General features: G+C 24.2%; 13 protein-coding genes and 1 pseudogene. 10 read left to right on the top strand and 4 right to left on the bottom strand.

What is annotated here, in order from left to right; all coding sequences use genetic code 11:
• The 9 genes and pseudogenes from rnhA (at position 1) to hisIE (ending at position 7,710) form a co-directional block, all read left to right on the top strand.
• Entirely contained in the window at positions 1-459 is a 459-nt protein-coding gene (gene rnhA / locus GJT86_RS00645; RefSeq protein WP_168920376.1) for a ribonuclease HI, read from the top strand.
• 127 nt (positions 460-586) lie between these two features.
• Entirely contained in the window at positions 587-1,498 is a 912-nt protein-coding gene (gene hisG, locus GJT86_RS00640) for an ATP phosphoribosyltransferase (protein WP_168920375.1), read from the top strand.
• Between the two features lie 6 nt (positions 1,499-1,504).
• Positions 1,505-2,797, top strand: a pseudogene (hisD, locus tag GJT86_RS02295) (histidinol dehydrogenase); the annotation flags it as partial.
• Positions 2,780-3,922, top strand: a complete 1,143-nt coding sequence (gene hisC, locus GJT86_RS02290) for a histidinol-phosphate transaminase (protein ID WP_246209058.1) — start codon at positions 2,780-2,782, stop codon at positions 3,920-3,922. The pseudogene hisD and the gene hisC, both read left to right, overlap by 18 nt.
• A gap of 31 nt (positions 3,923-3,953) precedes the next feature.
• Positions 3,954-5,018 (top strand): bifunctional histidinol-phosphatase/imidazoleglycerol-phosphate dehydratase HisB, encoded by a 1,065-nt coding sequence (gene hisB, locus GJT86_RS00630; protein WP_168920374.1) that lies wholly within the window; start codon positions 3,954-3,956, stop codon positions 5,016-5,018.
• A complete protein-coding gene (gene hisH, locus GJT86_RS00625) occupies positions 5,015-5,605 on the top strand; it encodes an imidazole glycerol phosphate synthase subunit HisH (protein WP_168920373.1) in 591 nt (196 codons plus the stop codon). The genes hisB and hisH overlap by 4 nt, the downstream gene beginning before the upstream one ends.
• 1 nt (position 5,606) lies before the next feature.
• Complete coding sequence (locus tag GJT86_RS00620; RefSeq protein ID WP_168920372.1) at positions 5,607-6,353, top strand: 1-(5-phosphoribosyl)-5-[(5-phosphoribosylamino)methylideneamino]imidazole-4-carboxamide isomerase; 747 nt, start codon at positions 5,607-5,609, stop codon at positions 6,351-6,353.
• Complete coding sequence (gene hisF, locus GJT86_RS00615) at positions 6,323-7,102, top strand: imidazole glycerol phosphate synthase subunit HisF (protein WP_168920371.1); 780 nt, start codon at positions 6,323-6,325, stop codon at positions 7,100-7,102. Before GJT86_RS00620 ends, hisF begins: the two co-directional genes overlap by 31 nt.
• Complete coding sequence (gene hisIE, locus GJT86_RS00610; RefSeq protein WP_168920370.1) at positions 7,096-7,710, top strand: bifunctional phosphoribosyl-AMP cyclohydrolase/phosphoribosyl-ATP diphosphatase HisIE; 615 nt, start codon at positions 7,096-7,098, stop codon at positions 7,708-7,710. Before hisF ends, hisIE begins: the two co-directional genes overlap by 7 nt.
• A 95-nt stretch (positions 7,711-7,805) precedes the next feature.
• On the opposite strand, the gene hslU is transcribed toward hisIE, so the two are convergent.
• Both hslU and hslV read right to left on the bottom strand, forming a co-directional pair.
• Positions 7,806-9,125, bottom strand: a complete 1,320-nt coding sequence (hslU, locus tag GJT86_RS00605) for an ATP-dependent protease ATPase subunit HslU (RefSeq protein ID WP_168920651.1) — start codon at positions 9,123-9,125, stop codon at positions 7,806-7,808.
• Positions 9,126-9,139: 14 nt separating this feature from the next.
• Positions 9,140-9,673, bottom strand: coding sequence for an ATP-dependent protease subunit HslV (gene hslV / locus GJT86_RS00600; protein WP_168920369.1), 534 nt, complete (start codon positions 9,671-9,673; stop codon positions 9,140-9,142).
• Positions 9,674-9,863: 190 nt separating this feature from the next.
• Between hslV and tsaB the strand changes: the two genes are divergently transcribed.
• Positions 9,864-10,547: a tRNA (adenosine(37)-N6)-threonylcarbamoyltransferase complex dimerization subunit type 1 TsaB gene (tsaB, locus tag GJT86_RS00595; RefSeq protein WP_168920368.1), complete on the top strand. Its 684-nt coding sequence runs from the start codon at positions 9,864-9,866 to the stop codon at positions 10,545-10,547.
• A 4-nt stretch (positions 10,548-10,551) separates the two neighbouring features.
• On the opposite strand, the gene minE is transcribed toward tsaB, so the two are convergent.
• A complete protein-coding gene (minE, locus tag GJT86_RS00590; protein ID WP_168920367.1) occupies positions 10,552-10,833 on the bottom strand; it encodes a cell division topological specificity factor MinE in 282 nt (93 codons plus the stop codon).
• A 2-nt stretch (positions 10,834-10,835) separates the two neighbouring features.
• Positions 10,836-11,648 carry a septum site-determining protein MinD gene (minD, locus tag GJT86_RS00585; RefSeq protein ID WP_168920650.1) on the bottom strand — a complete coding sequence of 271 codons (813 nt, stop codon included), beginning with the start codon at positions 11,646-11,648 and terminating at the stop codon, positions 10,836-10,838.
• Positions 11,649-11,652: the final 4 nt, after the last annotated feature.

Genomic DNA, 11,652 nt, shown 5'->3' with positions numbered 1-11,652 from the left:
ATGTATAAAAACATAAATATTTTTACTGATGGATCATGTATTTCTAATCCTGGTCCAGGAGGATATGCTGCTATTTTACAATATTATCAATATGAAAAAATTTTTTCACAAGGTTTTTTTTATACAACTAATAATCGTATGGAATTAATGGCTGCTATTATTGCTCTAGAATCCTTAAAAGAAAATTGTAATATTATTATTACAACAGATAGTAAATATTTAAAAGAAGGTATTACAAAATGGATTATTAATTGGCAACATTCTAAATGGTTATGTAGTAATAAAAAACCAGTTAAAAATATTGATTTATGGAAACGTTTAAATATTACATTAACAAATCATAATATTCATTGGATATGGGTAAAAGGACATACTGGACATATATATAATGAAAAATGTGATAAACTAGCTCGTTATGCTGCTACTAATCCTACCTATAATGATATAGGTTATATATAGACTATATATAAAATTTTATTTATTATATAAGTTTTTTAAAAAAATTCATTTTTATGTTATAAATAATATAATTACACAGTTATCATGAATAAATATTTTACAGTTTTATTAAAAGGTCAATAAAATAATGCTAGATAATACTAGATTGCGTATTGCAATGCAAAAAGCAGGACGTTTAAGTTATGATTCATATAAATTATTAAAAAAATGTGGTATTGAAATAAATTTACAACAACAACAACAACAACAATTAATTACATCTGCTAAAAATCTACCTATCGACATATTTATGGTTCGAGATGATGATATACCAGAATTAATTATGGAAGGAGTAGTTGATTTAGGTATTATAGGTGAAAATGTCTTAAAAGAAAAAGTCTTAACTAAATTCATAAATATAAAATATACACCTAAATATACAACATTATTAAGGTTAAATTTTGGAGTATGTAGATTATCAATAGCTATTCCTATACATAAACAATATAAAGGTATAGAAACATTACAAAATTATAGAATAGCAACATCTTATCCTAATTTATTAAAACAATATTTAGATAAATATAATATAAAATTTAAATCATGTGTATTAAATGGTTCTGTTGAATTAGCTCCAAAAGTTGGTTTAGCAGATGCAATATGTGATTTAGTATCTACAGGAGCTACGTTAAAAGAAAATGGTATTAAAGAAGTAGAAGTTATATATAGTTCTAAAGCATGTTTAATACAACGTTGGGGTACAATATTAGATGTTAAACAAGAATTAATCAATAAATTATTAACTAGAATACAAGGCGTAATTAAAGCTAAAGAATCAAAATACATTATGTTACATATACCACGAGAAAAATTACAAGAAGCAATAAATTTATTACCTGGTGCTGAATATCCTACTATTTTACCATTATCTCGTAAAAGTAATAAACTAGTAATGCATATGGTAAGTACAGAAACATTATTTTGGGAAACTATGGAACAATTAAAAATGTTAGGTGCAAGTTCTATTTTAGTATTACCTATTGAAAAAATGTTGGAGTAAAATTATATGATTGCAAATAATATTATTTATTGGGATAAATGTGATGCCATATACCAAAAAAAAATTCTCACGCGTCCAGCACGTTTACTCAATCATAGGTTATATGATGATGTAAAAAATATTTTACAAACCGTAAAACAACAAGGTAATAAATCATTAATTAATTATACTTTGTTATTTGATAAAATAAATCTCGTAAAATTAAAAATTAACAAACAACAAATTTATGATGCAAAAACTTATATAAGTAATAGTACTAAAAAAGCTATTTATAATGCTTTTTTGAATATAAAAAAATTTCATAAAACACAAATTAGAAAAGAAATAATAATTGAAACTATACCTGGTATATTTTGTCAACAACTTTATAAACCTATACAAACAGTAGGACTATATATTCCCGGAGGTAATTCTTCATTATTTTCTACTGTATTAATGTTAGGCATACCTGCTAAATTAGCTTTATGTCAAAATATTATTTTATGTTCACCACCACCAATATCTAATGAAATATTATTTGCTGCTTCTTTATGTGGAATTAGTAATATTTTCCAAATAGGTGGTGCACATGCTATTGCTGCAATGGCATATGGTACAGAAACAATACCAAAAGTAAACAAAATTTTTGGTCCAGGTAATGCCTTTGTTACAGAAGCAAAACGACAAATATCTTTATCTAATACTTTTAATACTGCTATCGATATGCCAGCAGGACCATCAGAACTAATGATTATATCTGATCATACTGCTTATGTTGATTTTATTATAGCTGATTTAATATCACAAGCAGAACATGGGAATGATTCACAAGTCATACTTGTTACTACAGATATTAAAATTGCTAATGAAGTATTTAAAAATATACATACACAATATAGTGTCATCAAAAATCAACAATATATACAACAATCTCTAAAAAATAGTTATATTATAATTGCAAAAAATATGATGCAATGTATACAAATTGCAAATTTGTATGCTCCTGAACATTTAATTATACAATGTAATAATTATAAACGTATTTTATCTCAAATTAATAATGCTGCATCTATTTTTTTAGGCCATTGGGCACCAGAAGCTGTTGGAGATTATGCTACTGGTACTAACCATGTTTTACCTACATATGGTTATGCAAAAACTTATTCTTGTTTAGGAGTATTAGATTTTCAAAAACGTATTTATACCCAAAAATTAACTAAACAAGGTTTTATGAAAATTGCTGAAACAGTAGAAATTATGGCACAACAAGAAAAATTGTTAGGTCATAAAAATGCAGTTACAATACGCAAAAAATATATTTTACAAAATAAACTATTACATGATATTGTTAAAACAAATAAACATTTTATTAACAAGATCGTACGTCATGATATTATTAATTTATTACCTTACCAATCTGCTAGATTATTACATAATACACAATGCCGACAAATTCTTTTAAATGCAAACGAATCACCTAAAAATCATGTATTTCATTTAAAAGTTAATACTTTTAATAGATATCCTGAACCTCAACCACAAAAATTAAAATTTTATTATATGAAATACATTAATATTAATATTAATATCAATAATATTTTAATTACGAGAGGTGCTGATGAAGGTATTGAATTAATTATGCGTACTTTCTGTATTCCATACCATGATGCTATTATGTTTTGTCCTCCTACATATGGCATGTATCAAATTAATGCGCAAATATTAGGTGTAAAATATTACACAGTAAAATGTTTATGTAATTTTCAGTTAAATTTAAAAAAAATAATACACAAAATAAATAATTATAATATAAAAATTATTTATATATGTAATCCTAATAATCCTACTGGAAATTTAATTAATAAAAATGATATTATCAAATTATTAAAATTTGTGAACAATAACATTATTATAGTATTGGATGAAGCTTATATAGAATTCTGTCATACATATACATTATTAAAATTAATTACACAGTATAATAATGTAATTGTTTTAAGAACTTTATCTAAAGCTTTTGGTTTAGCAGGTCTCCGTTGTGGCTTTATTATTGCATACCATAGTATTATACATACTTTAAAAAAAGTTATTGCTCCATATCCTATTCCACAGCCAGTTTCTGATATAGCTGTACAAGCATTACATAGTTCATATATAAGTATAGTATTTGATAATATTAAAAATATTATAGCAAATAGAGAATGGTTAATAAGAAAATTAAAATATTTAAATATTGTAAAACATATTTATCCTAGTGTTACTAATTATATTTTAGTTGAATTTATAAATGTACAACATGTTTTTAATTATTTATTAAAACATAATATTATTGTAAGACAACAAAATCAGATAACACAATTAAAAAATTGTTTAAGAATAACTATTGGTACATATCATGAATGTAAACAAATAATTGTTGTATTGCAACAATTATTAATTCAATAAAACTGGTTTTTAGTATTAGGGAATATATAAGATGTTAAAAAAAATTATTTTTATAGATCGTGATGGTACGATAATACACGAACCAGAAGATAATTTTCAAGTAGATGATATAAATAAATTACGTTTTCAAAAAAACGTTATTTTAGCTTTATCACAATTAAGAAAATTATCTTATATATTAGTTATGATTTCTAACCAAGATGGACTAGGTACACAATATTTTTCTAAAAAAAATTTTTACATGGTACATAATTTTATGTTAAAAATTTTAGAATCACAAAATATTTTTTTTCATGGTATTTATATATGTCCACATTATAAAAAAGAAAATTGTTTATGTCGTAAGCCAAATATAGATATGATAAAGTTATATCTAAATAATTTAGATAAAAATAATAGCTATGTTATTGGAGATCGTGTAGTTGATATGGATTTAGCAAAAAATATAGGTATACAAGGAATCCATTATAATCAAAAAATGGATTGGATGGATATTATAACAAAATTAACACCTATAAAACGATATGCACACGTTACAAGGCATACAAAAGAAACATCTATATATACAGAAATTATACTAGATAGTCATACTAATATGAACAAAATAAATACAGGGATACATTTTTTTAATCATATGTTAGAACAAATAGCTATCCATTCAGGATGTACTTTAAATATACAATCACAAGGAGATTTATATATTGATGATCATCATCTTATTGAAGACACAGCTTTAACTTTAGGAACAGCTTTATTAAAAGCATTAGGAGATAAATTAGGTATACAAAGATTTGGTTTTGTATTACCTATGGATGAATCTTTAGCAGAATGTGCTTTAGATTTATCTGGTAGACCATATTTACAATATGATGCAAAATTTAAATTTCAAAAAGTAGGTGATTTAAGTACTGAAATGATAAAACATTTTTTTTATTCGTTATCATATTCTATGTCATCTAATATATATTTAAAAGTAATTGGTGATAATGATCATCATAAAGCTGAAAGTTTGTTTAAAGTATTTGGACAAACTTTAAAACAAGCTATACGTATTGTAAATTTTACTATACCAAGTTCGAAAGGAATTCTATATTGAAAATTATTATTATTAATACAGCTTGTGGTAATTTGTATTCTTTACAATCTGCAATTAAAAAAATTGGTTTTAATGCATTAATCACTAATAATCCTAATAAAATTAGGCAAGCTGATAAAATATTTTTACCAGGAGTAGGTTCGGTAAAATCAGTAATGCATACATTACAAACTCATAATCTAATACATATTATTTGTTCTTGTCAAAAAGATATATTAGGTATATGTTTAGGAATGCAAATTTTAGGTAAATATAGTATGGAATCTAATGGTATACATACCTTAAATATTTTAGATTATACTGTCAATATGATAAATAACACTCATTTACCTGTACCACACATGGGTTGGAATACCATTAATTATAGTAAAGATTCTCCAATATTATATAATATACCTAATCAAACCTATTTTTATTTTTCACATAGTTATATAATAAATACTAATCAATATACTATAGCAACAAGTTATTATCATAAGTTTTTTAGTGCCATTATACAATATAAAAATTTTTTTGGTGTGCAATTCCATCCAGAAAAATCTGGTATAGCTGGTTTACAATTAATTAAAAATTTTTTAAAAATATAATATGATTATTCCATCTATTGATTTAATAAAAGGTAAAGTAGTACGCTTACATCAAGGTAAATTTAATTTACAACAAACATATTTACATGATCCAGAATTCTATATTAAAACATATATTTTACAAGGTGCACAAAAATTACATATTGTTGATTTAGAAGGAGCAAAAAATCCTAATAATAAACAGACAAAATTATTTAAAAAAATCTTTAATAATATAAATATTCCTATACAAATTGGTGGCGGTATTCGTAGTACTACAGATATACAAAATATACACAATATTATACCTCAAGCTCAAATTGTTCTTGGTTCTATTATTATACAAAATTTTAATTTAGTTAAATATTGGAGTAATATATATAAAAATTCTATAATTTTAGCTTTAGATATTAAAATTAAAAATAATAATAAAATAGTATATATAAATGGTTGGAAAGAAAAATCTAATATTTATTTAGAAAATATAATAGAAAAATCTTTATTAATCGGTATTAAGAATTTTTTATGTACTGATATTACTAAAGATGGTACTTTTTTAGGACCAAATATAAATTTATATCAAGAAATATTGTATAAATATCCAGGAATTAATTTACAAGCTTCTGGAGGTATATCTACATTACATGATATTTTAAAATTAAAAAATATTGGTATACATAATATTATTATTGGGAAGGCGTTATTAGAAAAAAAATTTACTGTTAAGGAGGCTAATTTATGTTGGCAAAAAGGATTATACCATGTTTAGATGTATTAGATAATAAAGTAGTAAAAGGAAAACAATTTAAACAACATAAATATGTTGGTGATATTGTTAATTTAGCTAAAAAATATTATTATGATGGTGCTGATGAATTAGTTTTTTATGATATTACAGCTTCTATTGATAATAGAACAGTTGATAAGAAATGGATTACTCAGATTGCTGATGTTATTAATATACCATTTTGTGTTGCTGGAGGCATAAAATCTATTACAGATGCTTTAAGAATTTTACAATTAGGTGCAGAAAAGATATCTATAAATACACCTGCATTAAATGATCCTATATTAATAACACAATTATCACAATATTTTGGCAAACAATGTGTTGTTGTTGGTATTGATTCTTGGTACGATATATATACAAAAGAATATTATGTATATAAATATACAGGTAATATTAAATTTACTCAAAAAACATCTTGGAAAACTATTGATTGGGTTCAAAAAGTACAAGAATTAGGTGCTGGTGAAATAGTATTAAATATGATGAATCAAGATGGTATACGTAGAGGTTATGATATTTTGCAATTAAAAAAAATTAGAAAAATATGTAAAATACCATTAATTGCTTCTGGAGGTGCTGGTTCAATTAGTCATTTTTATGATGTTTTTCATAAAGATATTAATGTTGATGGCGCATTAGCAGCATCAATATTCCATGGTAATATAGTTAATATTAGTATTTTAAAAAAACAATTACATAATAAACATATAGAGATTAGGTTATGTTAATAAATATATCTGCATTAAATTGGGAAAAAACTAATGGTCTAATACCTGTGATTATACAACATAAAGTATCTGGACAAATATTAATGCATGCTTTTATGAATCAACAAGCTTTAAAACAAACATTAGAAACAAAAAAAGTAACTTTTTTTTCTAGAAAACGCAAAAATTTATGGACAAAAGGAGAAACAACTGGTAATTTTCTTTATATGTGTAACATTGCTACTGATTGTGATAAAGATACTTTATTAATTTTAGTAGAACCAATAAATAAAACATGTCATTTAAATTATTATAGTTGTTTCAAGAATCAGATAATATCTAACTATACTTTTTTATATTTATTAGAAAAAATATTACATAAAAAACAACAATGTTTTACAAAAAAAAAAACATATACTCATAATTTATTTAATAGTGGTATTAAAAGAATTTCACAAAAAGTTGGTGAAGAAGCAATTGAAACAATCATTGCTGCTAATCATAACAGTATAACTGATATTATAGAAGAAACTGCTGATTTACTATATCATTTAATAGTACTACTACAACATCATAATATTAGTATTAATGATGTAATTCAAGTCTTACAAAAGAGACATTTAAATTAATTACTTATATATTTATATTTTAATAGTATTAAATTAATAAAATAGATAATTCTTGCAATTAAATACTAATTAATTAATACTAAATTACATATTTTTTAAAGAATATATCTACTCATATCTTCATTAGCAATTAATGTATCTAAATGTTTACATACATAATCTTTATCAATAATAATATTTTTATTAAAATACTCACTCGCATTATATGATATATCAGACATTAAGTGTTCTAGTATAGTATGTAATCTACGTGCACCAATATTTTCTGTAGTTTCATTTACTTTCCATGCAGATTCAGCAATCCGTTTAATCCCATCTTTTGTAAAACTAATATAGACTTGTTCTGTAGCTAATAAAGATTGATATTGCATTGTAATAGATGCATTAGGTTCTATTAAAATTCTTTCGAAATCATGCGTAGTTAAAGCCTTTAATTCTACTCTTATTGGTAATCTTCCTTGTAATTCTGGAATTAAATCTGATGGTTTAGCTATTTGAAAAGATCCTGACGCTATAAATAAAATATGATCTGTTTTAACCATACCATGTTTAGTAGATACTGTACAACCTTCTACTAAAGGTAATAAATCTCTTTGAACACCCTCTCGTGAAACATCAGAAGATATGTTGTTACTACGTCGACAAATTTTATCTATTTCATCCAAAAAAACTATGCCATTTTGTTCAACAGATTCTATTGCTTTATGTTTTAGTTCTTCATTATTTACTAATTTGTTTGCTTCTTCTTCTAATAATAATTTTATAGCATGTTTTATTTTTAATATTCGTTTCTTTTGTTTATTACCACTAAAATTTTGGAATAATGATTGTAATTGATTAGTCATTTCTTCCATACCAGGAGGAGCCATAATTTCAATACCCATAGGAGTATTTGAAATATTTACTTCAATTTCTTCATTATCTAGTTGTCCATCTCTAAGTTGCATTAATAGTTTTTGTTTTATTAATTTAGTATCTTGTATTTTATCTATATTATTTTTTTTAGATAATAAAATATTAACAATTTTTTCTTCAGCAATTTCTTTAGCTCGATAACAATTTTTATTAAAAGCTTGAGTTTTAATCATTTTAATAGCTGCATCAGTTAAATCACGTATAATAGAATCTACTTCTTTCCCAACATAACCAATTTCAGTAAATTTTGTAGCTTCTACTTTAATAAATGGAGCATTTGCTAATTTTGCCAAACGTCGTGCTATTTCTGTTTTACCCACACCAGTGGGTCCAATCATTAATATATTTTTAGGTGTAACTTCTTGTCGCAAATTTTCATCTAATTGCATACGTCGCCAACGATTTCTTAAAGCTATAGCTACAGCTTTTTTTGCACTATTTTGTCCTATAATAAATTTATCTAATTCATGTACAATTTCACGGGGGGTCATTTCAGACATAACTAGCATTTTCCTCATGCTGATTTAGAAAATAATGTTTCAATAGTAAAATTATGATTTGTATATATACAAATATCTCCTGCTATTACAAGAGATTTTTTAACTATATCATATGCATTTAAATTAGTGTTTTCGTACAAAGCGCGAGCCGCAGCTTGTGCATATGGTCCGCCAGATCCTATTGTTACTATATCATTTTCTGGTTGTATAACATCACCAATGCCTGTAATAATTAAAGAAGTAATTTTATCTGCAATTACTAATAATGCTTCTAGTTTTCTTAACATTCTATCAGTACGCCAATCTTTAGCTAATTCTACAGCAGATTTTACTAAATTTCCTTGAAATATTTCTAATTTTTGTTCAAATAATTCAAATAATGTAAACGCATCCGCAGTACCACCAGCAAAGCCAGCAATAACTGTTCCATTATATAATTTACGAATTTTTTTTACATTACCTTTCATAATTGTATTACCTAATGTGGCTTGTCCATCACCACCAATTACTACTTCTTTATCTCTTCTTACACATACTATAGTTGTCATGGTAAGCCTTAATAAAAATTTTATCTTATAAAATTAGATAATGTTTTAGTTTATAAATAACATTATTATTATAATAAATAACATCTATTGTTACATATAACAATGCAATGTTATAGAATTATAACATATTTTTTGCTTAACACAACAAATTTATATATAATCTATTTTAAAAAAAATAATAATAGTAATTATGATGTATCAGAATATTTTAACAATTAATACATGTAATAAACATTGTATTGTGACATTACAAAAAGGTAATATTATTACTGCTGTACGTCAATATAGTCCTAATGCACATACACAATATATATTTATTTTAATACAAAAATTATTACAACAACATCATCTATTTTTAAGAAATATTGATATTTTAGGATATGCATTAGGTCCAGGTAATTTTACTAGTATTAGAGTAGGTGTAGCAGCAGCTAAAGGAATATCTTTTGCATTAAACATACCTAAGATTGGTGTATCATCTTTAATGATACGCGCAGAACAAGCTTGGCAATGTACAAACATAAGAAATATTATTAGTATTATTAAATATAATTATTGTTATGTATATTTTGCTATATATAAAAGAACTAAAAAAGGTTTATGGTTAGGTAAAAATAGTGAATGTATATTACATTATAATAATGTAATCAAAAATATTATGTGTTTACAAGGATCATGGGTGTTAATATCAGATATATATGATTTTTCAAAACATAATATTACAAGTAAAATTCATAATAATCTGACAATATATTTTATATATAAAAAAACATCTACTATCAAAAACATAGTTTATATTATAAATAATATGTTAATGAATAATAAACGTATATATAAAACGTATCCTATAAATTATATAAAAAATATTATATAGTATTTTACTCATGTTTTTTGACCTTATTAGTTTTTTTACTTGGTAAAGTTATATTTAAAACTAAATGTGAAGTATTCCCTTTATTATTATAAATAATATTAATCATGTTTGGATCAGTTTTCATAAATTTGCATATTGTATCTACTAATTCTTGTTTTAATTGTGTTATATATATAGGATATATATTTTTTACATGAGAATTTGCTGTAATAAGTATTTTTAATCTTTGTTTAGCAATATTTGCAGCTGTTTTTTTTCTTGATAAAAAAAAATTTATAAAATACATTTTTAACTCCAAAAAAAACGTTTAAAAAAACTCTTTCTTTTATAGTTAATAAATCTTAAAGAAACCTTTTCACCTAATAAACGCTTAACAGTGTCATTATATGCTTGTGCTGCTTCAGATGTGTTATGTAAAATAATACTTTTACCATGATTAGAAGCTCTTAATACTAACGGATCTTCTGGTATTACCCCAATAATTTTAATACCTAAAATATCAATAATATCATCTAAACTTAACATATCACCATAATATACTCTTTCAGGATTATAGCGTGTTAACAATAAATATTCTGTAATAGGTTCTTCACCATATTTTGCTCGTTTTGATTTAGAAGATAAGATACCTAATATTCTATCAGAATCTCTAATAGAAGAAATTTCTGGATTAGTTGTAATAATAGCTTCATCTGCAAAATATAATGCAATTAATGCACCACTTTCTATTCCAGCAGGAGAATCGCATATTATAAAATCAAAATTCATAATATTCAAAATTTTAAAAATATTTTCCACTCCTTGATAAGTTAAAGCATCCTTATTTCTTGTTTGTGAAGCAGGTAAAATATATAGATTACTAATATTTTTATCTTTAATTAAAGCTTGATGTAGTGTTATTTCACCTTGCAAAACATTAATAAAATCATATATTACTTTTCTTTCACAACCCATAATAAGATCAAGATTACGTAATCCTATATCAAAATCTATAACAACTGTCTTTTTACCATGTTGTGCTAAACCAGTTGCTATCGCAGCACTAGAAGTAGTTTTGCCTACGCCACCTTTACCAGATGTTACTACAATTATGCGCATAATATAT

It is taken from the genome of Enterobacteriaceae endosymbiont of Macroplea appendiculata (genome assembly GCF_012571605.1).
Classification (GTDB): Bacteria; Pseudomonadota; Gammaproteobacteria; order Enterobacterales; family Enterobacteriaceae.
This window is presented reverse-complemented; position numbering and strand designations above follow the sequence as displayed.